Raw genomic sequence first — 23067 nt, forward strand, 5'->3', positions numbered from 1 at the left:
GAATCGGAGCTTGTCCCGTGACATGTCCGGAGGGTCCTGACAGGCTTCGGGCACCATGAAATCCGGAGCTTTTCCCCGCATCGGCATCCGTCCAACCATCGATGGCCGCCTCGGCGGCGTCCGCGAATCCCTTGAGGAACGCACCATGCAGCAGGCCGAGGCCGTGGCCTCGCTTTTCGCGGAGACCCTCCGCTACCCGGACGGCTCACCGGTCGAATGCGTGGTCGCCGACACCTGCATCGGCGGCGTGCGCGAGGCCGCTGCCTGCGCCGACAAGTTCCGCAGCAAGAACGTCGGTGTCTCCCTGACGGTGACCCCCTGCTGGTGCTACGGCTCCGAGACGATGGACATGGACCCGCACACGCCCAAGGCGGTCTGGGGTTTCAACGGCACCGAACGTCCCGGCGCGGTCTATCTCGCCGCCGTGCTCGCCGGTCACGCCCAGAAGGGGCTCCCGGCCTTCGGTATCTACGGCAAGGACGTCCAGGACGCCACCGACACGAGCATCCCCGACGACGTCCGCGAAAAGCTTCTCAACTTCGCCCGCTGCGGCCTCGCCGTCGCCCTGATGCGCGGCAAATCCTATCTCTCGATCGGCGGCACCTCGATGGGCATCGCCGGATCGGTGGTCGATCCCGCGATGTGGGAGAAATGGCTCGGCATGCGGGTCGAGGCGGTCGACATGAGCGAAATCGCCGGACGCATGCGCAAGGGTCAATACGACACCAAGGAATTCGAAACCGCCCTCGCCTGGGTGAAGAAGCACTGCAAGGAGGGCAAGGACTACAACTCGCCGGAAACCACCCGCTCCCGCGAGCAGCTCGACCAGGAATGGGAGGACAGCGTGAAAATGGCGCTGATCGCCCGTGACCTGATGGTCGGCAACCCGAAGCTCAAGCGCAAGGGGCTCGGCGAACAGGCACTCGGCCACAACGCGATCGCCGCCGGCTTCCAGGGCCAGCGCCAGTGGACCGACCACTTCCCCAACGGCGACTTCATGGAGGCCATCCTCAACTCCTCCTTCGACTGGAACGGCAAGCGCGCGCCCTACATCCTCGCCACCGAGAACGACGCCCTCAACGGTGCCGGGATGCTCTTCGGTCACCTGCTGACCAACACCGCCCAGATCTTCGCCGACCTGCGCACCTACTGGAGCACCGACGCGATCAAGCAAGCCAGCGGCAAGGCCCTCAAGCATCCGCTGGTCAAGGACGGCATCCTCCACCTGATCAACTCCGGACCGGCCGCCCTCGACGGCACCGGCGAGCAAACCACCAAGGGCGAACCGGTGATGAAGCCGCACTGGGAGATCACCAACAAGGACGTCAACGCCTGCCTCAAGGCGACCACCTGGCACCCGTCGATCACCGAGTACTTCCCCGGCGGCGGCTGGAGCACGCGCTACCGCACCAGGGGCGGCATGCCGGCGACCATGATCCGGCTCAACCTCGTCGACGGCCTCGGCCCGGCGCTGCAGGTCGCCGAGGGGCACACCATCGACCTGCCCGACGAGGTCCACGACGCCCTCGACCAGCGCACCAACCCAACCTGGCCGACGACCTGGTTCGCCCCGAAGCTCACCGGCGAGGGTGCCTTCGTCAGCGCCTACGAGGTCATGAACCACTGGGGCGCCAACCACTGCGTGATGACCTACGGCCACGTCGGCCACCTGTATCTCACGCTGGCGTCGATGCTGCGCATTCCGGTCTACATGCACAACGTCGGCGGCGACCGCGTCTTCCGCCCCAGTGCCTGGAACGCCTTCGGCACCGCCGACCTGGAGGGTGCCGACTTCCGCGCCTGCGCCACCTACGGCCCGCTGTACGGATAGCCTTCCGGAGAATCGACATTCCTGCCGATCACCCCCTTCCTTGCCCCACCCCGGCAACGGGGTAGACTCGCACCATGGAGTGGCTGGAAACCCTCGGCATCGGCCTGCTGGTCATGCTCGCCCGCATGACCGACGTCACCATCGGCACGTTGAGGGTGATCTCGGTGATCGACGGCCGGATGAAGACCTCCTTCATCCTCGGATTCGTGGAGGTGGTGATCTGGCTGTCGGTGATCTCGGTGACGCTGGACCGCATCCAAGAAAACCCCTGGCTCGGGCTGTTCTTCGCGCTGGGCTTCTCGATCGGCAACGTGCTCGGCATCTGGGTCGAGCGTCGCATTCCACTCGGCAATCTTACCCTGCGGGTGGTCGGCGACGACCAAGTCCGCTCCCTCGCCTCGGAACTCCACGAACTCGACCTGTCCACCACCCTTCTCAAGGGCGAAGGCCGCACCGGCGAGAAGAACATGCTCTTCTGCTTCATGCCCAAGCGGGCCCTGCCGCGGGTGCAGCCGCTGCTCAAGGCCTATCGGGATCAGGTCTTCTACACTCTCGACTACGGCGGCATCTCCAACAAGGTCCTCATGCCACGGACGAAAACCCCGCTCAGCCGCCGCCGCTCCGTGATGCGGAAATGAAAGCACCGCGTGGCTCCCGCGACGCCCCGTGATACTGGAGCGAAGCCCTTGGAGGGAACGCAAATATGGACCGGTGTGGAACGACAACCGGGTTCGCGGAGAGGCGCGGCCGGAGCCACGCGGTTCTTCTTCCGCCCCGGCTCAATCCTGCACCACATGGCCATTCACTCCCCGCCCCGCAGCCGCGACACCTCGGCCTCGAGTGCGGCGAGCCGCTGCTCGACCGACTGCCGCCAGTCGGCGGCCTCGGCTTGGGCGGAGAGGGGTTCCGCCTCCACGTCGTCCCCGCCGCCGAGCAGGTGACGGAAAGTCTCGACCCGTCGTCCACCACCGGCCGGCAAACGCTCGACCAACGGGCCGTGTGGATACTCGATGAAGCCGGCCAGGATCTCCTCGACCTCCGCCAGCGAGGCGAAGGCATGCATGCGATCGGTGCGCTGCTTCAGTTCTCCGGCGGTCTGGGTGCCGCGGAGCAGGAGCACCGTGAGCACCGCCCGTTCGCCATCGCTCAGCGCGAGCACGTCGGGCAGGTTGTGCTCATACTTCGCGGCACGTCCGCCGAGGCACTTGCTCACCAGGTATTCCTCGGAAAGCTCGAGCAACGCCTGCTCGATGTCGGTGCCGCGGTAGTCGGTCACCGGATGACGCGAGGTCGTCTGGTTGCACGCCGCGACCAGCGCGTTGAGCGTCATCGGGTAGTGATCCGGGGTGACGGCCTCCTTTTCAAGCAGGCAGCCAAGCACCCGCGCCGCCGCGGCGGAAAGCTGGATTTCGGGAAAGTGTCTCATGGGATCTCGATACATCATCCCCGAGCTCCCGGAGGTCAAGCCCAGGCACACTTCCCGTCTGGTGGACAGGACCAAACTGCTCGGGAGAGGAGCGGACTCGAAATAGTTTACGGGGCATCTTCGAGGGCCAGATACCGATGAATCCCGCCACAAGGCAATCCCCCATCTTATCGGATCCTGGGGAAGGCGCAGGGCGCCGATCATGGCATCACCGCCCGAGCAGGGACGGAGATCCCGGCTTCTACCGGGGTCCCATTCCCCTTCAAGCGGGACCTCCATGCCCCTCGCCGGCGAAGCAGTCCGACTTTTGGGACCACGGGACCAGGCAGGCCACCCTCCATCCTCACATCACCACATACAGCACGACCATGATGACCAGCAGAAGCAGGGCCATGATCCGGGGGTCGGTGATGCCGGAAATCCTGCCTTCGCGGAGAAATCCGAGCGGATGTTCCCAGACGAGGTTCTTGATGTGGGCCTCGTCGGGCGCGGGCGTGGCCAGGCTGACGATGATGTAGATCACCAGGCAGAAGACAAAGAAGATGCCGCCGACCAGCATGAAGGGCAGGCCCAGGCCCTCGGCGATGAGCTGCTTGTCGGTGATGATCGGGATGTCCACCAGCAGGTAGATCACCCCGATGCCCATGTTGAACAGCAACGTGCCGATGGCGGCCTGCTTGGTGCCCCGCTTCCAGAAGACGCCCATCAGGAAGATCGTGGTGATCGCCGGAGCGAACATCATCGGGATCTTGTTGATCGCCTCGAAGATGCTCTTGAACTTGTCACCCTGTGTCGACCACGCCATGGCCAACAGCACCACGACGATCGAGGCGATGCGACCGAACCAGACCAGCGTCTTGTCCGGCGTGTCCGGCCGCAGGCGCTTGAGGATGTCCGATGAGGCCAGGGTGGCGGTGCTGTTCAGGGCGGCGGCGACCGTGCTCATGAGCGCGGCCAGGAGTCCGGCGGCGAAAATGCCCAGGAAGCCCGGTTGCAGCAGCTTCTGCATCAGGATCATCAGGGTGTTGTTGTTCTCGCCCTGAATTTCGTCCCGGTAGAGGGCGTAGGCCATCACCCCGGGAAGCACCATCAGGAACACCGGCAGAATCTTCAGGAAACCACCGAAGATGGCGCCATCGCGGCCGTCCTTCTCGCTCTTCGCGGCGAGCACGTTCTGGACGATGGTCTGGTCGGTGCACCAGTACCAGATGCCGAGGATGGGATAGCCGACGAGCACGCACAGCCACGAGAAGTCGTTGAATCCCCCGTCCGCGTTCTTGATCGGCTGCAGCACGGTCGGCGAGATGTCCGGCGAGACCGCCTCCTTCAGCTGGGCGTAGGTGGTGATCCCCCGCTCCTCGCCCAGCGCCTGCCAGCCGAGGTAGGTCAGCGTGGCGGCACCCGCCAGCAGGATGATGACCTGCACGACGTTGGTGATCATGACCGCCTTCAATCCACCCAGCACCGTGTAGATCGCGGTCACGCCGGCGATCACGATGATCGCGGTGGTGATGTTGAAACCGAAGAACACGTTCATCAGTTTCGCGCCGGCATAGAGGCTCATGCCGATGTGGACCAGCAGCGCCGACAGGACGAAGATCACCCCGAGGATGGTCCGCGTGATCGGGCTGTAGCGCCGCTCGACGTATTCCGGAAGGGTGCTGAGCCGGCTGCGGAAGTAGAAGGGCGCGAAGACCAGTCCGAGGATGATGAGGCAGAAGGAGGCCCCCCACTCGAAGTTGCCCACCGGCATCCCGACCCGGTAGCCGTCGGCCGCCAGCCCCACGAGGTGGATCGACGAGATGTTCGCGCAGAAGAGGGAGATGCCGATGACCGGCCAACCGAGCGACCTGCCCGCCAGGAAGAGCTGGCTGGACGAAGTGTTTTTACGGAAGCCCACCCAGATCCCGAGGATGCAGATGAAAATGATGTAGCCAATGACGATGCCGGTATCGAGCGGGCTGAAGGTCGCATCGATCTGGCCGAGAAAATGGAGGGAGCTCTGTGGTGTGATCATGGGTTGGTGGCTGTCGCGCCGCAGGATTTCGGGAGCCCGATCATCGGCGGATGCCTCCGGCTCGTCAGCGCAAAATTTCTCAAATCGACGTCTTCGATTCAGTGCCCGTCACGAGCATCGAAGGCCCCCATCAGGTGGTCGCGGGCGGTATCGATGAGGAAATACCCGGAAAGCGCCCGCCGGCCGAGCAGCATCGAGCACTTCATCCGGCGGCGGTCGGCCAGGGTCAGCCGCGTGCGCCAGCGGAAGCCGCCGGGCAGCTCGAGTTCGACCTCGACCCAGATCCGGGGCCGGGCCTCGCCGGTCGAGCTCTTCACCCGGCTCACGCCGCCCACCGCCATCTCGCACCAGTGGCGACGCCCGTAGTGGTCACGGGTGAAGAAACCCACCTCGGAACGGTCGTCCGAGAGCTTGATCTCCTCGGCGTGAATGCTGGAACTGCGCGCCCCGCTGTCGGTCTTGGCATGGAACGGACCGGCATCGAAATCCGGCAGGCGGATCCATTCACGGCGCCCCACCACAAGCCGTTCGGCGCTCCGTTTCCGGCTCGGAAGGTCGAGCTCGGCTGCCGTCTCCCCCGACGGGTTCTCGACCCGGCGGATGCTGCCGACATGGCACTCATTGCGGCGCCGTTTCCTCATGATCCCTGCAAGAGGCTCTTCGCCAATTCCTTCGCCGAGTCGCCGCCGCCACCGAGCATGCGCACCAGTTCGCCGATGCGACCGTCGCCATCGACCGGGAACAGCCGGGAACAGGTGCGCCCGCCGACGACCTGCTTCTCGACCACGTAGTGCCGCGCCGCACTGGCCGCGACCTGCGGAAAATGGGTGATCGCCACCACCTGGTGCCGTTCGCCGAGCGCCGACATCTTGCGGCCGACCGCGCGGGCGATCTCGCCGCCGACATTCGCGTCGATTTCGTCGAAAACCATGAGCGGCGTCGAATCCTGATCCGCCAGCGCGCTCTTCACCGCCAGCATCACCCGGCTCACCTCGCCGCTCGACGCGACCTGCCGCAGCGGCTGGAGCGGCTCGCCCGGATTCGGCCCGAAGAAGAACTCCACCGCCTCGAAACCCGCCGATCCCGGGTCGCGCCGGGCCTCGAGGCGGATCTCGAAGCTCGAACTCTTGAAACCGAGGTCGCGGAGCTGTCCGGCAATCTCCTTGGCCAGCCGCGGCGCCGCCTTCTTGCGCTTCAGGCCGATCGATCGGCCGAGCTTGTCGACCTTTCCGCGGAGATTCTCCACCTCGTCCGCGAGATGCTGCAGGCGCTCGCCGCGGTTCTCCACCGAGTCCAGGCGGTCGGCGCAGCGGTCGCGATGGGCCAGCACCGCCTCGAGCGTCGCGCCATACTTCCGCTTGAGCGACTCGAAAAGATTCACCCGGTCCTCCAGTTCCGCGGCTTCCGAGGGATCGAGATCCAACTCCTCGGCGTAGTCGCGGAACACGCCTTCGAGTTCCTGCAACTCCACGACGGCACCCTCCAGGCCCATGGTGCGGTCGGCGATCGAGGGGTCGAGCTTCTCCAGCTCCCGGGTCAGGCGCTGGACCTCGCCAAGCCGGCTCACGATCCCGGTGTCGTCTTCCCCCAGCAGCCCGGCCGCGGCACCGGAAAGCTCGACCAGCCGGGTGGCATTGCCCGCCCGCCGCCAGCGATCGGTGATTCCCTCCTCCTCCTCGGGCTTCAGCTCGGCGGCGTCGATTTCCGAAACCTGGTGGCGCAGCAGGTCGAGCTCCTGCTCGCTGGTCGACTCGGCCTGGCGCAGCTCCTCCAGCTCGTTGCGCTTTTCCCGCCACGCCTGCCAGGCCTCGCGGTAGCCGGCCAGATCGACCTCGGCATAGGCATCGAGCATGACCAGCTGGCGCTCGGTCGAAAGCAGGGACTGGTGATCGTGCGGTCCGTGCAGGTCGACGAGTTGCTCGCCGATGCGCTTGAGCAGGTTGAGCGTGACGGGCGAGTCGTTGACGAACTGGCGGTTGGCCTTCGCGCCGATCACGCGGCGGACGATCAGCGTTCCGCCGTCGCAGGCATCCAGCCCGCCTTCCTCCAGCACCGCATCCACCTCGTCCGGATCCCCGAGTTCGAAGACGGCCTCCACCGTGCACGAATCCTCGCCGGTGCGGATCAGCGACTTGTCGGCCCGCTCGCCCAGCACGAGCTTGAGCGCCCCGACGATCACCGACTTGCCGGCCCCGGTTTCGCCGGTCACGGCGACCAGCCCCTCGCCGAGTTCCCAGACCAGTTCGTCCACGAGGGCAAGGTTGCGGATCTTCAGCAGGGTCAACATGGCGGGGAACGTGGCCGGAGTATGCCTGCGACCTTCGAGGAATCAACGCCGCAGGCAGGTGGCGCAAAGCTTTGCTTTGCGAGAGGCTGCCGAAGCTCCCGCTTTGGCAAAATCCGCGCGGGTCGGGGTTGGGTCCATCGCTCCAATCCAGCGCCCCACGGCAAAGCCGTGGGGATCGCCTCGCAAAGCAAAGCTTTGCGCCACCCCGCCAAAGTGCAGATCGACAGGAATGTCGATTCTCCGGAAGAATGCGCCGTGCCCACCCCCACCGAATGGCTTGTTCTCGTCGCCGGCTTCCTCGCCGGGGCGATGAACTCGATCGCCGGCGGCGGCACCATGCTCACCTTTCCCGCCCTGATGGGGGTCGGCCTGCCGCCGGTGCTGGCCAACACCACCTCGACCGTCGCGCTGTGGTTCGGCATGCCCGGTTCGGTCTGGGCCTTCCGCCGGCGCCTGCGGGAAGTGCGAAGATGGATCCTGCCGCTCGGGATCATATCGCTGCTCGGCGGACTCGGGGGGGCGCTGCTGCTGGTCCGGCTCCCCGACTCGGTGTTCGAGGCCGCCGTCCCGTGGCTGATCCTCGGCGCGACCGCCCTGTTTCTCGCCAACGAGCCGATCCGCCGCTGGGCCTTCGCCCATGCGCCCGACCACGACCCCGAGAAGCCGCCGCGCTGGGGACTCCTCTTCCAGAGCGGGGTGGCCGTCTATGGCGGCTACTTCGGTGCCGGCATCGGGATCATGATGCTCGCCGGGCTCGGCCTGCTCGGGATCCGCGACCTGAACCGGATGAACGCCCTGAAGAACCTCCTCGCCCTGCTCTGCAACACCGCAGCGATGGGCTTCTTCCTGGTCTCCGGAAGCTTCGACCTGCGCCTCGCGGTTATCCTGCTGGTCGGCTCGGTCCCCGGCTATTTTCTCGGTGCCCACTTCGCCCAGCGGGTGCCGGCGAAGATCGTCCGCTTCATCGTCGCCGCCATCGGCATCGGCATCGCCGTGAGCCTGCTGGCGAAACAGTGAGCGGATTCCTGCCTGGCTGATGAGTGGCGAGTGGCCGGTGGTCAGATCCCCGGTGCCGGGCGAAGCGATGGCACCCGCCGATCAAGCAACCCCCACTCTACCATTCGTTCACCGTGGACCATTCAAGCCGCTCCCTGACCCCTGACCCCTCACCACCAAAGCCGGAGCCCCTCACCAGGTCCTCCTCAAAACGGCTCGTCGGCGTCCTTCTCCCACTCGGTCTCGTCCCATTCCGGCTCCTCCCACGAGGAGCGAACCTTCCACTCCTCGACCATCTCCTTGGGAAAATCGTCGAGGAAGCGCGACGGACGCTGGATCACGTCGCCGGAGTAGCTCTTGGGGTTGATCATCGGGTAGCTCAGGTAGAGCTCGTCCTTGGCCCGGGTCACCGCGACGTAGAACAGCCGCCGCTCCTCCTCCATCATCTCCGGGTCGTCCGCCTCGATCACCCGTGCGTTGGGAAACTGCCCCTCCGCCAGCCAGATCACGAACACCGCCTTCCACTCGAGCCCCTTGGCCTGGTGGATCGACGACAGCGTGACCTTCTCCTTGTCCGGCTCGCTGCGGTCGCCCCCGGGCTCGCCGTCGGCGGACCCGAGCAGCGAGAGCTGGGACAACAGCTCGAGCACGTCCTCATACTGGTCACCATACTCCATCAAGCCCTCGATGTCACTACGGCGATTGTCGTAGTTGTCGTAGCTGGCCCGCAGATGCTCGTCATACATCCCCTCGAGCACGCTGTAGATCATGTCCGCCGGCCGCGCGAACTCCCCCCCCGGCGTCAGCTCGTTGAAAATGAAGCCGAGCTGCTCCCAGTGCTTCGCCGCCTTCTTCGGCACACCCTTCAGCGCCCCGAGCACTTCCGACCACTCCGGCGGCTCCTCCCTCGTGGCCCAGCCGGTGTCGAGCCACGCCCGCCACAACTTGTCCGCGCCCTTCGCGCCGATCCCCGGCAGCAGCAGGACGATGCGTTTGAAGCTCGTCTCGTCGCGCCGGTTGGTGGCGAAGCGCATGAAGGCCGCGACGTCCTTGATGTGCGCCTGCTCGAAGAACCGCAGCCCGCTGGTGATCGCGAAGGGGATGCCGTGGTTGGTCAGCTCCATCTGAACCTGCAGCGATTGGAAGTGCGCGCGGTAGATCACCGCCATCTCCTCGAGCGGCACGCCCTCGTCGTCGCGCAGCTGGAGCAACCGCTGGGCGATGAACCGGGCCTGGGTGGAGGGATCCTCGAGCGGCACCAGCGCCGGCTTGGTCCCCAACGCGGCCCGCGCCGAGCGCAGGTCCTTGTCGAAGCGCGAGCGGTTGGCGCGGATCGCCGAGTTCGAGAGGTCGAGGATTTCCGGGACGCTGCGGTAGTTGGTCTCGATCTTGAACACCCGGCAGCCGTCGTAGCGCTTGGGGAAGCTCAGGATGTTCTCCATGTCGGCGCCGCGCCACGAGTAGATCGACTGTGCATCGTCGCCGACCGCCATCACCGAGGCCCCGTCGGAGGCCAGCAGGTCGATCAACTCGCACTGCACCGCATTGGTGTCCTGGTACTCGTCCACCAGCACGTGCCGGAAGCGCTTGCGGTAGAGCGCCAGGACTTCCGGTTGTTGCTTGAAGAGCTTCAGGGTCAGCACCAGCAGGTCGTCGAAGTCCGCCGAGTTGGTCTCCAGCTTGCGCTTGGTGTAGCGCTTGTGGACTTCGCCGATCTCCTTCGCCCAGTCCTCGAAATACGGATAGCGCGTCTCGATCAGTTCCCCGAGATCGACGCCGGTGTTCTCGACCAGGCTGAACATGGTCGCCAGCACGTCCGCCTTGGGAAACCGGCGCACGGTCGTGTCGATGTCCATGCCCCCCACCACGCCGGCAAGCAGCGACTTCTGGTCGTCGCGATCGAGGATGGAAAAGGCCTTGGTCAGCCCGAGGTCCTCGGCATGGCGGCGCAGGATGCGGTTGCCGATCGAATGGAAGGTGCCGCTCCACAGCGGCGAAAGGTCGTGCGGCACCAGCTCGCGCACCCGGTCGGTCATCTCCCGCGCCGCCTTGTTGGTGAAGGTCAGCAGCAGGATGTGGCGGGGGTCGACGCCCTGGTCGAGCAAGTAGGCGACGCGGTAGGTCAGCGTGCGGGTTTTCCCCGATCCCGCACCGGCGATCACCAGCGCCGGTCCCGGCGCCGAGGTCACCGCCGCGAACTGCTCCTCGTTGAGCTCCGCACGGTAGTCGATGCCCGAAGCACCCGGCTTCGGTCGGCTGGTCAGGTGAAACTCGCGCGGCATGGTCGGAGCATGCCTCAGGCTCTCCGCCGATCAAGCGCCGGGCTTCGCCGGGGAACCGCCGCGTCCCCGAACCGCATGGATTTCAAGCACCTCACGCCTCGCTCTGGTCAGCCTCCTTGAGCGTCGCCCCGCCGTCCACCTTGCGACTGAAGGCAAGGAAACGGTCGAGTTCCCTGCGGATCCTCGGCAGCAGGAAATAGAGGCCGATCAGGTTGGGCGCCACCATGGCGAAATACAGCGCGTCGGAGAGCATCAGCACGTTCTTGAGCGAGGCCGCCGCCCCCACGACCACGCATCCACAGAAGACGAGCTTGTAGGCGGTGATGACGTGCTGGTTGCCGCCGACCAGATAATAGATCGCCTGCTCTCCGTAGTAGGACCACGAGATCATCGTCGAGAAGGCGAACAGGAACACCGCAACCGTCAGCACATAGGGAAACCACGGGATCACCGATCCGAACGAGCGTGAGGTGAGCCAGATGCCACCCGACCAGCCGGTCCGCTCGGTCACCGCCTCGGCGAGCACATGACCGGCGGCATCGCGGTCCTTCATCTCGATCTCCATCCACGGCTCGCCCTCCTTCGCCGGGGTGACGATGTGGATCAGGTCGCGCTCGGCCAGCTGCCGGACCACCGGGGCCGTCGCCGACGGACCCTCGCGGAGTTCGGTGGCGGTGTTGATGCTGGCATCCGCCTTCCACACGCCCGTGGTCACGATCACCAGGGCGGTCATCAGGCAGATGATCACCGTATCGGTGAAGGGCTCGAGCAGCGCGACGACCCCCTCGCTGGCGGGCCTCCGAGTCTTGACCGGGGCGTGGGCGATCGCCGCCGAACCAAGCCCGGCCTCGTTCGAGAACACCCCGCGCTTGATCCCCTGGATCAGGCCTCCGAGGAAGCCTCCCAATCCCGCCTCGAAGGAAAAGGCCTCGCGGAAAATCGTCCCGAGGGCGGCCGGGATCTCCGACACGTAGCCGCCCAGCACCACGATGCAGGCGAGCACGTAGATGATCGTCATGAACGGCACCAGCACCGCCGTCACCCGGGCGATCCAGACGATGCCCCCGATGATCACCGCCCCGACCATCGCCGCGACGATCACCCCGAGGATCCAACTCTGGCCGTCGTTGAAGATCCCGAAAGTCTCGCCGATCTGCTGCGCCGACTGGTTGATCTGAAACATGTTGCCGGCACCGAGCGCGCCCCCCACGCAGGCGACGGCGAAGACGATTGCCAGCACCCTGCCGAGGCCGCCCACACCGTGCTCCCGCATGCCGTTTTCGAGATAGCGCATCGCCCCACCGTGGACGCGGCCCTCGGAGTCGATGAAACGGTAGGCCACCCCCAGCGTGCATTCCGCGAACTTCGAGGTCATGCCCAGCAGCCCCATGACCACCATCCAGAACACCGCGCCGGGGCCTCCGATGCCGATGGCCACCGCCACGCCCGCGATGTTTCCGAGACCCACCGTGGCCGATAGCGCCGTCGCCAGTGCCTGGAAGTGGGTGATCTGCCCCGGATCATCCTCCGACGAGTACTTTCCCCGCACCGTCCTCAGGGCGAGCCGGAAGGCGCGGAAATTGATGAACTTGAAGAACAACGTCAGGAAAACCCCGGTACCGGCAAGCAGCAGCAGAACGATGGGAACGCTGTGCCCTCCCACCGGAATCGAGAAGAAGACGATCTTGTCCGCCCAGTAGGCGACCGGCTCGAGAAAGGCGTCGAGTTTCTCGTCCATCGACATCGCCGCCTCCTCAGCCGCGAGGGCCGGCCCCGGACAGAGGGTCAGAAAAACCACCACGAGAAAAAAAGCGAGCTGGGAGAACGACCGGCGAACCATGTTCCCGCAACGCTGGCAAGTCCCGTGCCAACCGGCAAGGCCGGAAGCAGGTCATGGCAGCGGCTCGGATTCAAAGCGCAGCGTCACCGGGATCCGGGCGACGGCACCGGTCGTCCCGACCTTGGCCTCGCTCACAACCGTCCCGGCCAGTCGCAGCACCATCGCCCCCGGTCGGTCCAGCTCCACGGTCATCTCCCCGGAAAGCATGCCCTCGGCACCCACCACCTCGCGCGCCGACTTCACTTCCTCGCCCCCGGCACGAACCACCACCTTGATCCGGGCCTGCCGGCCGCCGTCGGGCATCTTGTCGACCGCCACCAGTTCCATCAGGCCGACGGCCACCGCATTCTTCACGTCCCGGCGCAGGGTGTTGCGGATGAACTGCGGCGTGAACTCCCAGGTTTCCCCGATCGCCACCTTGCGGTTCGGAAGCCAGCGGCGGTTCTCGATCGCCTGGATCGACTCCAGCTCGGTCACCTGATCTCCCACCGCAGCTCCCTCCTCGAGCGTGAAGACCCAGTTGCCGGCGCCATTGCGCTGGCCCATCGCGATCCTGCCGTGCAGCGGACCTGCCTGGGTCCGCTCGTCGCCATCGAGCCGCGTCGTGACTTCATCGCGCAGCATCCGGTAGTGGACCTTCCCACCCAGCGCGTCGTCACGAAAGGTCCGGTTCCACTGCCGCCAGCGGACGACATCCGCCTTGTGACTGGTCCTGACGCCACCCTCCGTGCGGGTCGTTGTCGTCGAATTCTTTGCGACCGACAAGGTCTCGACGCTGAGTCCGAGCGCCTCATCCGGCTCCTTGAGCAGATAGGTTTCGGCGGCAAATGCGGACGAAACGAGGAGGGCCGGCAGGAAAAGTGGCAATCTCATTCCGACAGTCGAGCGGATCCGAGACCAATGGGCAAGCTCTCCGGAGAGGCTTTGATCGCTCAACTCTTGGTCACCTTGAGAAACACCCCGGCCTTGTCCTCGAAACCCTTCAACTCGAACTTTTCCCCCACCTTGTGGTCCTTGACCGCGATCTTCAACTCGTAGTCGGCAAAGCTTCCACCCCCGGGGCCTTCGTTCTCCTTCTCGCCGAGGAGCTTCTTCTCGACCACGGAGCACGCGCCTTCGGGCAGTTCGATGGTCTCCTTCGGCTCGGCCGGGTCGACGAAGATCCCGTCCGAGTGCTGGTTGTTCAGCCATTTGGCGAGTCCCTCCTTCGTCACCTTGTCATCGAAGAGAAAGACCGTTCCGGTGACCGGGAACGAGGCGTCCTGATTCGCGATCCGCAGCCTGAGGACCGCGCCTTGTTCCGCGAAGGTGTAAAAAAGCAGCGTGTCCCGGGGACCCATCATCGAGTAGCGCACCTCCTTCTTTTCGGCCTTCGCCTGGTTCAGCGAACGCTCGGCGCCCTCCGCCGGATCGGCGATCAGACACAGGACGGGAAACAACAGGGCCAACAGGCGCAGCGGGCGTGGTTCGGAAACTTGCATACCTCCCATTGAGTCCAGCCCGCCAATTTGTGACAAGAAATAATCCGGCGCCTGTGCCGCTTGACCGGCGACGCAGCATGCACGGACGAGCTGCGCCCGGCGGATCATACAAATCGCTTGATTCCCACCTCTCCCCGCGCTCCCCTCTGCCCGCGCGCACGGGTAGCTCAGCGGTAGAGCAACCGGTTTACACCCGGTCGGTCGGCGGTTCGATCCCGTCCCCGTGTACCATTCAGTCCGAGTGATTTCCGCAGGCCCTGCACTTCAAAAGGCCGGTGATCATCCCCGAAATCCCGCCCCTGCCTCCGGTCGTGCCGGGAGAGCTTCCAGCAGGCTCGCCTTGCGGGTTCCCCGGAGGAAACCCGGCGCCGCCCTTCGGGAAGGACGGCGCCGGTGCTGGCAGCCTTGAGCAGCCCGACCAGCGTTCTCTGGGGGAAAATCAATCACGCCCCTCTTCTTCCTTCACGACCTCCTCCATCGGCTTGTCGTAGTCGGCGTCCTTCTCGCCGGTGCGCATCTCCTGCCGGATCGACTTCATCTTGCGGGAAAAGGCGTGGTGCGCGCTGTGCATGCCCTTCGCCGAGTGATCGGAGACCGAGGCCATGTCGCGGGCGATGCCCATCTGCGCGGCGGTGGCGATGGCATCCTGGTTGGCGGCCAGGAACATGAAATCCCAGTCGTAGTGCTTCCGCTGGTGGGTGATCATCTGGTTGATCTTCTCCAGCGTGTAGCAGGTCGAGGCGTTCTCGTAACCGTCGGTATAGATAGCGACGATCACCTTGCCCGGCCGCCGCTCCTCCGGCTCGGCGGCAAGGCGCTTGCCCAGCTCGTCGATGGTCAGGCCGATCGCGTCCAACAGGGCGGTGCAGCCCCGGGGGACGTAGCTGCCCGCATCCAGCCCGCGGACGTCCTGCAAGGGCGTGCGGATGTGGGGCGTGAGGAACTCGTTGTCGAAGAGCATCAGCGACAGGTTGGCATCGCCGGGCTCGTCGAGTTGCTGCTGGAGAAAGTCGTTGAAGCCGGTGATGGCGGCCTCGGTCAGCGGCTGCATCGAGCCGGAGCGGTCGAGGACGTAGGCGATTTCGGTGAGGTTGGGATTCATGGTGGTTTGGTTGGGGCTGTGTTGGGGGGTTGCGTTGACCAAGCCGACCCGGAGTCAGGGACCCTCGGATGGCGTGGCAAAAACGAGACTACGGGGCGGGGTGGGACATCCCCGGTCCGTTGGCTTGGAGAAGCTCAGAGGTCGAGCACCCGCCAATCGAGATCCTCGGGCGGTCCTTGACGGTCGAAGAACGCGCGGAAGGCACGGACCGCACCGGGAGCTCCCAGCAGGGCTCCGATAAAACCGAGGAAGGCGCGACGGCCGGGATGGCGGAGTGAGTGCATGCACCCAGTCCAACCGATGGGGTGGGACAATCGCAGGGTGAGCAGGCTTGCCATGCTCCCCCGCCCCGTGGAAGACTCCGGCATGCCTCGAATGTTGGAAGGGGACCGCGCCGGGATGACCCGTGGACCGATGGAGCGGATCTACCACATCCATGAGGCCGTGATGGAGGATCGGCTGCCCAACTGCTCGACGCTGGCCACGGAGCTGGAGGTCACCCAGAAAACCATCCAGCGCGACATCACCTTCATGCGCGACCGCCTCGGGCTTCCCCTCGAATACCACGGCCCGTCCCACGGCTACCGCTACACCGAGGATGTCAGCACTTTCCCGGTCTTCGAAGTGGGTGCCGAGGAGCTGGCAGGGTTGTTCCTCGCCCGGCAGGCGATCGAGTCGGTCCGCGGCACCCAGCTGGAAACCACCATGCGCGAGGTCTTCGCCAAGCTCACCCGCTCGATGCAGGGCAAAGTGAAGTTCGCCTGGGCCGATCTCGACCAGGCGTTTTCCCGCAAGCCCGGCGGCGTCACCAAGACCGACCTCAAGCTCTTCGGCAAGCTGGCCGAGGCGGTGATGCAGCGCCGCGAGGTCGAGTTCCGATACCGCAAGCTCGGCTCCGGCCAGACCGAAATCCGCCGCATCCAGCCCTACCACCTCGGCGAGGTCGACCACTGCTGGTATCTGATCGGCCAAGACCTGGAGCGCCGGGCCCTGCGGACCTTCGCGTTCCCCCGGATCAATGGTGCCAAGGTGCTCAAGGGTCGCTTCGAGGTGCCCGACGACTTCGACGGCCCGGCCTACCTCGGCACCTCCTTCGGCATCTGGACCGATCCCGAGCGTCCCGACTTCAAGCAGGAAGTCCGCATCGAACTCAGCGGCTACGCGGCCCGGCTGGTCGAGGAACGCCGCTGGCACCCGAGCCAGCAGGTCACCCCGTTGAATGCCACCGGCAGCCGGGTGGAGGTGCGCTTCGAGGTCGGTCGGCTGGAGGAGTTGGTCCGCTGGACCCTGAGCTGGGGCAGCCAGGCCAAGGTGAGGGAGCCGAAGTCACTGCGCGATCAGGTCCGGGCCGAGGCGGCAAAAATCCAGGCGGGGTGAGACCCGGCGCCGACGGGCCGGCACGGTGGATGAAGTGGATTGCGTGGCCCAGTGCATGCCGGACTGAGCAAAGGGTCACGTCAGGCCCTCGCGGAACGCGTACACCGCCAACTGCTGCTCGACCTGGCGAAGCTTGTGCGGCAGCAGCACGGCAACGATGCGGCGGTGATGCCGAGGTGACGGCTGGGCCCGGCTGAAGGGCAGCTTCCAGATCAGGCGGGGCGACAGCCGGCAGGCCCAGCGGACCAGACCGGAGGCGTTGCCGCGGCGCAGGCGCTCCAGCAGTTCCCGCTCGACCTCCTCCCGCAGCCAGCGGCGGATCACTTCCAGCTCCTTGGAATCCGGTTCCGGATCCAGCAGCACCTCGCGCATGTCGGCCCACAGGTTGGCGTTTCCGAGGCCGAGCCGGGCCGGCTCGTGCCGGGCTCTCCGGGCCGCGGGCGGGCACATCAGCCATTTCGGGTGCCGGATCATGACGGGACGGCGGCGGAACGTTTCCTCTGAACCGGGCAGCCGGAAGCAAAATCGGACATGCCCCACCCTCACCCCGGGGGTGGGACAACGGCGGGGAGACGCAAGCTCCCGGTCCCCAATGGCTGGCATTCCCCGCCCAGCGTGTTAGGAAGGGCCAGCCCATGACGCCACCCGACTGTCCCACCCATCCCCAGCCGACCGAGGAACACGACATCAACGAGGCGGCGATCCGCGAGGAGCTTGCCTTCGAACTCGAGCATGCCGAGCGCTCGATGCTCAGCGGTCCGAAATCCCGGGTGCGCGAACTGGCCACGCTGGCGCGCGTGTCGTGGGATTTCGTCAGGGCCTTCCGGGCCCTCCACTTCGCCGGACCCGCCGTCACGATTTTCGGTTCCGCCCGGACCAAGGAGGGCACGACCTACTACGAACTGGCGCGCGCCATGGGCTCGGAGGTCGCCAAGCTCGGCTTCACTGTGATCACCGGCGGCGGCCCCGGCATCATGGAAGCGGGAAACCGCGGGGCGCGCGAGGCCGGGGGCAAATCGATCGGGGTCAATATCGAGCTTCCCTTCGAGCAGCACCTCAACCCCTACGTCGACCGCTCGGTGGACATGCACTACTTCTTCACCCGCAAGGTGATCCTGGTGAAGTACTCGTATGCCTTCGTGGTGATGCCCGGAGGCGCCGGCACGCTGGACGAGATGTTCGAGACCATCACCCTGATCCAGACCGGCAAGATCCGGAACTTCCCCATCGTCCTGATGGGCAAGGACTACTGGCAGCCCTTGATGGACTTCGTTTACCGGATGGCCGAAGCGGGCACCATCAGCCCGGAGGATCCCGACCTGATTTTCTTCACCGACGATGTCGACGAGGCGGCCGCGCACCTCAAGCGACACGCCGTGCGGCAGTTCGGGCTCCGCAAGCGGCATCTTCCAAGACCCCGCTCCATCCTCGGCGAAAGCGAAATGCCGGCCGCCAGCCGCGGTTGATTTCCGGGACGCGCGACACCCGTCGATGGCGGACACCCCGCTTCCCGCTTCCCGCTTCCCGCTTCCCGCTTCCCGCTTTCCGCTTCCCGCTTCCCGCTTCCCGCTTTCCGCTTGCCCGCCCTGCACCGCCGCGGGGAAGCTGCCCTCGTGAGTCGCCCCGTCATCGGCTGGAAACGCGTGCTGCACGAGCAGGGCGTGCTGCTCGGACTGATCACGCTGCTCATCCTGCTCTTCATCCTGCAGCTCGCGGTCGGTCGCAGCGGCTACGAGCCCTTCATGTGCGTGCCGGCGGAGGTCACGGCGGCCTGGAATCACCTGCTTGCCGGAACGGCGGGAGCGACCGAGGCGTGGAGCCTTTTCACGCTGCTGAGTTGTGCGCTTCTCCACTCCGACATCGGACATCTGGCGAGCAACCTGCTGTTCCTGTGGGGCTTCGCCGCGCTGGTCTCCGAGTTGCTGGGATGGCGCTGGATGCTCGTTTTTTTCGTGCTCGCCGCCATCGGCGGATCCATCACCCACGTCGCGCTGCAACCCGACAACCCGATCCCAATGCTCGGGGCCTCGGGTGCCGTCTCGGGTTTCATGGGGGCCTACCTCGGCCTGGCCACGCGCTTCCGACTGCCCGATCCCCACGTCTGGCCGCTGGCCCGACCCATTCCCCCGAGCCACCTTGCCTTCTTCGGCGGCATCTACATCGCGATGGATTATTTCGCCATCTTCGGCGGATCGACCGAGCTGATCGCCTTCGGCGCCCATGTCGGCGGATTCACGACAGGGCTTCTGATGGCCGGGCTGCTGGTGCCGCGACCCGCCTCAGCCCGGTGACGCCGCCCGTCCCCATCCTCCGCCTCCCGGCGTTTCGATCCGGATCGACTCGCCGGCCGCCACCTCGACGGTGCAGATGCCGGGAAGCGCTTCCTCGTTCCCTTGGTCGTCGATCCGCCACTGCCCGCCCCTGGATCCGTCCGCGCCCCCGGCCAGCCCACGCGGCCCCTCGTTGCGGCGCTGGGTGAGGAACGAAACGGTGAGCGGCACGAGAAACCGCACCTCGCGCACGATGCCCTCCCCTCCCCGCCACTCGCCGCCGCCACCGGATCCCCGGCGCAAGGCATGCCTCAGCACCTGCACGGGATGGCGGTGCTCGATCACCTCGGGATCGGTCAGGGCGGTATTGGTCATGTGGACCTGGAGCCCCGAGACCCCGTGAAATCCGGGACCCGCCCCGGATCCACCGCCCAGGGTTTCGTAGTAGCCGAAGGACTCGTCGCCGAAGAGGAAGTTGTTCATGGTTCCCGAACCGTTGGCACACAGGCCGAAGGCCTCGCACAGCAGGTCGGCGAGGCGCTGGCTGAGCTCGACATTGCCGCCGACCACCGCCGGCGCCTTCGACGGATCGGGATCGAAGACGGGGTTCAGCATCCCCCCGGGCAACTCGAGCCGCACGGCCTCGAGAAGCCCCTCGTTCAAGGGCAGGTCCTCGTCCAGCCACAGCCGCAGCACGTAAAGCAACACGCTGCGCACGATGGCCGGGGTGGCATTGAGATTGCCGGCATGAACCGGTCCGGACCCCGAGAAATCCACCGTCATCGCGCCGCCCCGGACCTCGATCCGGACGGCCAGCGGCGACCCGTCGTCCAGCGTCGTGCCCACCGACGAGGAAAATTCCCGGCTCGCCAGCTTCGCCTCCATCAAGGCGGCACTGCGATCGATGATTCCCGAAATTTCATCGCGCACCACACCGGCCCCGTGGGCCTCGACCAGGCCGACCAACGCCTCGCACCCGAAACGGCAGGCCGCCAACTGGGCCTCGACGTCGGCGAGGTTGTCCGCGGGGCGCCGCGAGGGGTACGACGCATCCCGTAGCAAGCCCGCCAGCCGCTTTCTCCGGAACCGGCCGGCATCAACCAGGCTCATCGGCTCGATGACCACTCCTTCCTGCTCGAGGCAGGTCGCACCCGCCGGCATCGACCCGGGGGCCATCCCCCCGATCTCGGCGTGATGGGCGCGGTTGGCGATGAAGCCGACCAGCTCGCCCCCCGAATCGTGCACCGGAGCGATCAGCGTCACGTCCGGCAGGTGCGAGCCGCCGAAGCCCGGATGATTGGTGATGACCACCTCTCCCGGCCGCATCTCCATGCGCCGGCGGCACTCCCTGACACAGACGCCCAGCGCGCCGAGATGCACCGGCACGTGAGGCGCGCTGGCGACCAGGCGGCCCTTGGCATCGAGCAGGGCACACGAGAAATCCAGGCGCTCGCGGATGTTGGTCGAAAGCGCCGACCGCTTGAGGGCCTCCCCCATGGAATCGAGAATCCCCTCGAAGCGGCTCCGGAACAGCCCCGCGGCAATCGCGGAACCAACCGGCGCCCCCGACGCGCCGGACGGCTCGATCCACTCGAGCCGGACCGTCCCGCAGTCACCCCGCCGCGCCTGCCATCCCTGCGGCACGACACAGGTGGAAAAGGGATCCTGCCACAGCAGCGGACCGACGCCGACCGGTTCACCAAAACACTCGTGCTCCTCCCCGAGGGCCGGCTCCTCCGCCACCACCCGCAAGCGCACCAGCTCGATGGCGACCGCTGCCGGCGGATCGTAGCCGAAGATCCCGCGATAGCGTTCCGAAAACCTTTCCCGCAGCCCCGCGGAGCGTCCGTCTTCCGATTCCAGTTCGAGGGTGGCCTCCTGTCCCTGCAAGCGGAGCGAGGCAATGAAGCGAAAGCCGGGCTCCCGGACGCCGAGCGCTCCCGCCGCCTCCTGCGACATTTCCCGCCACACCGTCTCGACCGGATACCCCTCCAACCCTGCCAGGACCTGCCGCACCCGCTGTTCCTGGCGCCGGGCGCGCTCCAGCCCCCACGCGCTGAGCAAGCCGGCATCGGCCGGAACGAGAACCGTCGAAACCCCCAGCCGCTCAGCCACCGCGCAGGCATGCTGGGGACCCGCTCCACCGAAGGCGAAGAGGGCGTGATCCGCGACCTCGACGCCCTGCCGGATGCTCACCGAGCGAATCGCCTCGGCCATCCTTTCGACCGCGATGTCCCGCAGGCCGGCCAGCAGCCGGGCCTCCTCCCCGGGGTCTTCCCCGTCGTCGCGCATGGCGGTCATCAATTCCTCCAACCGGCAACGCGAAGCAGCGGCGTCGAGGGGAAGGCCCGCCTTCCCGGCCTCCATCAGCCCCAGCAGCAAATTCACGTCGGTCAGCGTGAGCGGACCGCCCCGGCCATAGCAGGCCGGTCCCGGATTCGCCCCGGCACTCTCCGGTCCGACCTCGAGCCGTCCGTTGCGCCAGGCACAGATCGACCCTCCACCCGCCGCCACGGTTTCGATCTCCAGCGCCGGTGCCACGACCCTCGCCGGCCCGATCTGTTGCTCCTCCCGGTAGTTGAAGGGTCCGTCGACCCGCGCCACATCGGTGCTGGTGCCCCCCATGTCAAAGGTCAGCACCCTCGAAAATCCCGCCGCCCGGGCCAACTCGGCCGCGCCGATCAGGCCTCCCGCCGGACCGGATAGCAGGGAGTCCTTGGGTTGATACCGAGCGGCCGGAACCAGCCCCCCGGCACTGGTCATCATCCACACCGGCTCGTCGCCCAGCGGCGCCCTGACCCGTTCCACAAACCGGCCCATCACCGGTCCGAGAAAGGCGTCCGCCAGCGCCGTTTCCATCCGCGGCAGAAGGCGGATCAAGGGCGACACCTCCGAGGACAGGGTCACGTCGGCGAAGCCCTCCTCACGCAACCAGCCTGCCACGCTCGCTTCGTGGTCGGGATTCCGCCACGCGTGCAGCAGCGCGACCGCCGCCACCTCACATCCGGCCGCAAGCGCTTTCCTCGCATCCCGCCTCACCTCCTCCTCGTCGGGCAGCTCGACGACCGATCCATCGGCCGACAACCTACCACGAACGCCGTAGATCTCCCCTGCCAGCGGCGCACCGCCGGTGCCTGCCAGATGAAAAAGGTCCGCCCGCCGCTGATCGCGGATGCGGGGCATGTCCTCGAATCCCGAGGTGATGAACAAGGCCACCCGCGCCCCCTTGTGCTCCAGGAGAGCATTGGTTCCCCGGGTCGTCGCCACCCGGAAATCCATCGCGGGCAGGGCCTCCCCGAGCGGGGTTCCGGTCAGCAACCGGGCCGCCACCACCGGCGCCTCCTCACCGCTGTCCAACTCGATCACTCCGGGCCCGGCCGCCAGCCGGATCCGCCCGTCCGCATGCTTCCCGACCACGGCACCACTTGCTTCCCTCCAACCCACCAGCAGGCCGTCGGCCAACTCCGCCGACGCCCCCTTCAGGACCAGCCAGCCGTCCTCCGACGCGTCGACCTCCACCCGCAGCCGGCCATCCGAAAGCACCTTGCAGCGGCGCTCCCCGCCGTCCGGACCGATCCCCCACGCATCGGTGAAGGTTCCGCCCGTATCCACACGGATCCGCCAGTGGTCGGTCATTCCTGGGAAGCTCCCGGGATCAGGCCCGAAACAATTCTCTCGAACGGCTGTTCGGGCGCATCCGATGTCGTCGAAAACCGGACCAGCCCCCTGCCGTCGAGCCCGAGCCAGGCGTCCATGCGCTCGGCATCGAAGCGCGGTTCACGCTCGATGCGATGATACTGCAGGGCGAAAGGCCGCTCCTCGTCCTCGAGCTTCGGCCGGTGACGATCAAAAACCCGACGCGACTCGACGATGCGACCGGGTGAGACATCGAACATGAAGACGACCCCGTCGGCGGAACCGAGCATCAGATCCCGCACCCCCGCGAAGGGTCCGGGATTCGCCAGACAGACCAGCTCGACAGGCGTCGATGCCACCGTCACATCGGCTCGAAGCACTTCCCAGCACCCCGCGACCAGGCGCTCCGGAGCGTCGCTTCCAAAGCGCGTCGCAACCGCCTGGAGCAGGTCCACGGTCCCGGATCCCGTGGCACCGACGACGACCAGTCTGGTCCCGCGAAACTCCGGAGAAGTCTTCATC

The 23067-nt window shown here is 66.4% G+C and carries 19 protein-coding genes and 1 tRNA gene; 7 read left to right on the forward strand and 13 right to left on the reverse strand.

Annotated elements, in window-relative coordinates; genetic code table 11:
• Window positions 1–55 precede the first annotated feature (55 nt).
• Together ACG2LG_RS14895 and ACG2LG_RS14900 are read left to right on the forward strand one after the other, a co-directional pair.
• Complete coding sequence (locus ACG2LG_RS14895) at window positions 56–1831, forward strand: L-fucose isomerase (RefSeq protein ID WP_396260242.1); 1776 nt, start codon at window positions 56–58, stop codon at window positions 1829–1831.
• Between the two features lie 74 nt (window positions 1832–1905).
• Entirely contained in the window at window positions 1906–2469 is a 564-nt protein-coding gene (locus tag ACG2LG_RS14900) for a DUF5698 domain-containing protein (protein ID WP_396260244.1), read from the forward strand.
• A gap of 164 nt (window positions 2470–2633) precedes the next feature.
• Here the strand turns inward: ACG2LG_RS14900 and ACG2LG_RS14905 are convergent, their stop codons facing one another.
• The 4 genes from ACG2LG_RS14905 to recN form a co-directional block, all read right to left on the reverse strand.
• Entirely contained in the window at window positions 2634–3257 is a 624-nt protein-coding gene (locus ACG2LG_RS14905; protein ID WP_396260246.1) for a YceH family protein, read from the reverse strand.
• 343 nt (window positions 3258–3600) lie between these two features.
• Window positions 3601–5274: a sodium/solute symporter gene (locus ACG2LG_RS14910; RefSeq protein ID WP_396260248.1), complete on the reverse strand. Its 1674-nt coding sequence runs from the start codon at window positions 5272–5274 to the stop codon at window positions 3601–3603.
• Between the two features lie 98 nt (window positions 5275–5372).
• Complete coding sequence (locus ACG2LG_RS14915) at window positions 5373–5915, reverse strand: ATP-dependent zinc protease (protein WP_396260250.1); 543 nt, start codon at window positions 5913–5915, stop codon at window positions 5373–5375.
• On the reverse strand, window positions 5912–7561 hold the full coding sequence (gene recN, locus ACG2LG_RS14920; protein ID WP_396260252.1) for a DNA repair protein RecN: 1650 nt from the start codon (window positions 7559–7561) through the stop codon (window positions 5912–5914). Before recN ends, ACG2LG_RS14915 begins: the two co-directional genes overlap by 4 nt.
• A 255-nt stretch (window positions 7562–7816) precedes the next feature.
• Here recN and ACG2LG_RS14925 point away from each other — a divergent pair, with 255 nt between their 5' ends.
• Window positions 7817–8578 carry a sulfite exporter TauE/SafE family protein gene (locus ACG2LG_RS14925; protein WP_396260254.1) on the forward strand — a complete coding sequence of 254 codons (762 nt, stop codon included), beginning with the start codon at window positions 7817–7819 and terminating at the stop codon, window positions 8576–8578.
• A gap of 185 nt (window positions 8579–8763) precedes the next feature.
• Here ACG2LG_RS14925 and ACG2LG_RS14930 read toward each other — a convergent pair whose 3' ends face one another.
• The 4 genes from ACG2LG_RS14930 to ACG2LG_RS14945 all read right to left on the reverse strand — a co-directional run bounded on the left by ACG2LG_RS14930 (window position 8764) and on the right by ACG2LG_RS14945 (window position 14160).
• Window positions 8764–10839 carry an ATP-dependent helicase gene (locus tag ACG2LG_RS14930; protein ID WP_396260256.1) on the reverse strand — a complete coding sequence of 692 codons (2076 nt, stop codon included), beginning with the start codon at window positions 10837–10839 and terminating at the stop codon, window positions 8764–8766.
• A 91-nt stretch (window positions 10840–10930) separates the two neighbouring features.
• Complete coding sequence (locus ACG2LG_RS14935) at window positions 10931–12679, reverse strand: alanine/glycine:cation symporter family protein (protein WP_396260258.1); 1749 nt, start codon at window positions 12677–12679, stop codon at window positions 10931–10933.
• A gap of 51 nt (window positions 12680–12730) precedes the next feature.
• On the reverse strand, window positions 12731–13552 hold the full coding sequence (locus tag ACG2LG_RS14940) for a hypothetical protein (protein ID WP_396260260.1): 822 nt from the start codon (window positions 13550–13552) through the stop codon (window positions 12731–12733).
• Window positions 13553–13611: 59 nt separating this feature from the next.
• Complete coding sequence (locus tag ACG2LG_RS14945; protein WP_396260262.1) at window positions 13612–14160, reverse strand: hypothetical protein; 549 nt, start codon at window positions 14158–14160, stop codon at window positions 13612–13614.
• Window positions 14161–14316: 156 nt separating this feature from the next.
• Between ACG2LG_RS14945 and ACG2LG_RS14950 the strand changes: the two genes are divergently transcribed.
• A tRNA-Val gene (locus ACG2LG_RS14950) sits at window positions 14317–14391 on the forward strand.
• Window positions 14392–14599: 208 nt separating this feature from the next.
• On the opposite strand, the gene ACG2LG_RS14955 is transcribed toward ACG2LG_RS14950, so the two are convergent.
• Both ACG2LG_RS14955 and ACG2LG_RS14960 read right to left on the reverse strand, forming a co-directional pair.
• A complete protein-coding gene (locus tag ACG2LG_RS14955; protein ID WP_396260264.1) occupies window positions 14600–15262 on the reverse strand; it encodes a hypothetical protein in 663 nt (220 codons plus the stop codon).
• Between the two features lie 134 nt (window positions 15263–15396).
• Window positions 15397–15546 (reverse strand): hypothetical protein, encoded by a 150-nt coding sequence (locus tag ACG2LG_RS14960; RefSeq protein WP_396260266.1) that lies wholly within the window; start codon window positions 15544–15546, stop codon window positions 15397–15399.
• Window positions 15547–15628: 82 nt separating this feature from the next.
• Here ACG2LG_RS14960 and ACG2LG_RS14965 point away from each other — a divergent pair, with 82 nt between their 5' ends.
• Window positions 15629–16639, forward strand: a complete 1011-nt coding sequence (locus ACG2LG_RS14965) for a helix-turn-helix transcriptional regulator (protein WP_396260268.1) — start codon at window positions 15629–15631, stop codon at window positions 16637–16639.
• Window positions 16640–16714: 75 nt separating this feature from the next.
• Here ACG2LG_RS14965 and ACG2LG_RS14970 read toward each other — a convergent pair whose 3' ends face one another.
• Window positions 16715–17113, reverse strand: a complete 399-nt coding sequence (locus tag ACG2LG_RS14970) for a hypothetical protein (RefSeq protein WP_396260270.1) — start codon at window positions 17111–17113, stop codon at window positions 16715–16717.
• A gap of 161 nt (window positions 17114–17274) precedes the next feature.
• On the opposite strand from ACG2LG_RS14970, the gene ACG2LG_RS14975 reads away from it, so the two are divergent.
• The gene (locus ACG2LG_RS14975) at window positions 17275–18105 is read left to right on the forward strand and encodes a TIGR00730 family Rossman fold protein (protein ID WP_396260272.1); all 831 of its coding nucleotides are present in this window, start codon (window positions 17275–17277) and stop codon (window positions 18103–18105) included.
• 147 nt (window positions 18106–18252) lie between these two features.
• The gene (locus tag ACG2LG_RS14980; RefSeq protein ID WP_396260274.1) at window positions 18253–18930 is read left to right on the forward strand and encodes a rhomboid family intramembrane serine protease; all 678 of its coding nucleotides are present in this window, start codon (window positions 18253–18255) and stop codon (window positions 18928–18930) included.
• Here the strand turns inward: ACG2LG_RS14980 and ACG2LG_RS14985 are convergent.
• Window positions 18919–22545, reverse strand: a complete 3627-nt coding sequence (locus ACG2LG_RS14985) for a hydantoinase B/oxoprolinase family protein (RefSeq protein WP_396260276.1) — start codon at window positions 22543–22545, stop codon at window positions 18919–18921. The two genes, ACG2LG_RS14980 and ACG2LG_RS14985, sit on opposite strands and share 12 nt — an antisense overlap.
• Window positions 22542–23066 (reverse strand): hypothetical protein, encoded by a 525-nt coding sequence (locus ACG2LG_RS14990; protein WP_396260278.1) that lies wholly within the window; start codon window positions 23064–23066, stop codon window positions 22542–22544. Before ACG2LG_RS14990 ends, ACG2LG_RS14985 begins: the two co-directional genes overlap by 4 nt.
• Between the last annotated feature and the right edge of the window lies 1 nt (window position 23067).

Origin of the sequence: Haloferula sp. A504 (genome assembly GCF_044385805.1) — a bacterium.
Classification (GTDB): Bacteria; Verrucomicrobiota; Verrucomicrobiia; order Verrucomicrobiales; family Akkermansiaceae; genus Haloferula.

Excerpts from the sequence above, each read along its gene's own strand:
- ACG2LG_RS14895 (WP_396260242.1), top strand. The coding sequence starts at position 56 with ATGAAATCCGGAGCTTTTCCCCGCATCGGCATCCGTCCAACCATCGAT.
- ACG2LG_RS14900 (WP_396260244.1), top strand. The coding sequence starts at position 1,906 with ATGGAGTGGCTGGAAACCCTCGGCATCGGCCTGCTGGTCATGCTCGCC.
- ACG2LG_RS14905 (WP_396260246.1), bottom strand. The coding sequence starts at position 3,257 with ATGAGACACTTTCCCGAAATCCAGCTTTCCGCCGCGGCGGCGCGGGTG.
- ACG2LG_RS14910 (WP_396260248.1), bottom strand. The coding sequence starts at position 5,274 with ATGATCACACCACAGAGCTCCCTCCATTTTCTCGGCCAGATCGATGCG.
- ACG2LG_RS14915 (WP_396260250.1), bottom strand. The coding sequence starts at position 5,915 with ATGAGGAAACGGCGCCGCAATGAGTGCCATGTCGGCAGCATCCGCCGG.
- recN (WP_396260252.1), bottom strand. The coding sequence starts at position 7,561 with ATGTTGACCCTGCTGAAGATCCGCAACCTTGCCCTCGTGGACGAACTG.
- ACG2LG_RS14930 (WP_396260256.1), bottom strand. The coding sequence starts at position 10,839 with ATGCCGCGCGAGTTTCACCTGACCAGCCGACCGAAGCCGGGTGCTTCG.
- ACG2LG_RS14935 (WP_396260258.1), bottom strand. The coding sequence starts at position 12,679 with ATGGTTCGCCGGTCGTTCTCCCAGCTCGCTTTTTTTCTCGTGGTGGTT.
- ACG2LG_RS14940 (WP_396260260.1), bottom strand. The coding sequence starts at position 13,552 with ATGAGATTGCCACTTTTCCTGCCGGCCCTCCTCGTTTCGTCCGCATTT.
- ACG2LG_RS14945 (WP_396260262.1), bottom strand. The coding sequence starts at position 14,160 with ATGCAAGTTTCCGAACCACGCCCGCTGCGCCTGTTGGCCCTGTTGTTT.
- ACG2LG_RS14955 (WP_396260264.1), bottom strand. The coding sequence starts at position 15,262 with ATGAATCCCAACCTCACCGAAATCGCCTACGTCCTCGACCGCTCCGGC.
- ACG2LG_RS14960 (WP_396260266.1), bottom strand. The coding sequence starts at position 15,546 with ATGCACTCACTCCGCCATCCCGGCCGTCGCGCCTTCCTCGGTTTTATC.
- ACG2LG_RS14965 (WP_396260268.1), top strand. The coding sequence starts at position 15,629 with ATGCCTCGAATGTTGGAAGGGGACCGCGCCGGGATGACCCGTGGACCG.
- ACG2LG_RS14970 (WP_396260270.1), bottom strand. The coding sequence starts at position 17,113 with ATGATCCGGCACCCGAAATGGCTGATGTGCCCGCCCGCGGCCCGGAGA.
- ACG2LG_RS14975 (WP_396260272.1), top strand. The coding sequence starts at position 17,275 with ATGACGCCACCCGACTGTCCCACCCATCCCCAGCCGACCGAGGAACAC.
- ACG2LG_RS14985 (WP_396260276.1), bottom strand. The coding sequence starts at position 22,545 with ATGACCGACCACTGGCGGATCCGTGTGGATACGGGCGGAACCTTCACC.
- ACG2LG_RS14990 (WP_396260278.1), bottom strand. The coding sequence starts at position 23,066 with ATGAAGACTTCTCCGGAGTTTCGCGGGACCAGACTGGTCGTCGTCGGT.